Here is a 543-nt window from a genome sequence, read left to right as displayed (position 1 = left end):
ATCCTGACCAAGTTGTCCAATACATCAGCCAAGACGAATGCCAAATCGGCTACAACCCTCTGCAAATGGCATTGTTGTGGAACACCCTCGCCACACGCGAAGTCAACCTGCTCCATCAAGCACTAACCTACCGCCACAACCTGCCCGACCATACTGCATGGGTCAACTATGTCCGCAGTCATGACGACATCGGCTGGACATTTGCCGATGAGGACGCATGGCAGTTCGGTATTCACGGCTACGACCACCGACAATTCCTCAACCGCTTCTTCGTCAACCATTTCGACGGCAGCTTCGCGCGCGGTGTACCGTTCCAATACAACCCAAGCACAGGCGACTGCCGTGTCAGTGGTACAGCCGCAGCATTGGTCGGCTTGGCGCAAAACGATCCATATGCCGTTGAGCGCATCAAACTTTTGTACAGTATCGCTTTGAGTACCGGCGGCTTACCGCTGATTTATCTAGGCGACGAAGTCGGTACGCTCAACGACGACGACTGGTCGAACGACAGCAACAAGAGTGACGACAGCCGCTGGGCACACC

1 pseudogene is annotated in these 543 nt (G+C 54.9%); it reads left to right on the top strand.

The features are described from left to right. Nucleotides 1-543 (top strand): annotated as a pseudogene (locus ACTHUR_RS17385) (amylosucrase); the annotation flags it as partial.

The sequence above is a fragment of the Neisseria sp. P0021.S007 genome, assembly GCF_051956855.1.
Note: the sequence above shows the minus strand (reverse complement) of the source record. Positions and strands in the feature narration are given on the sequence as shown.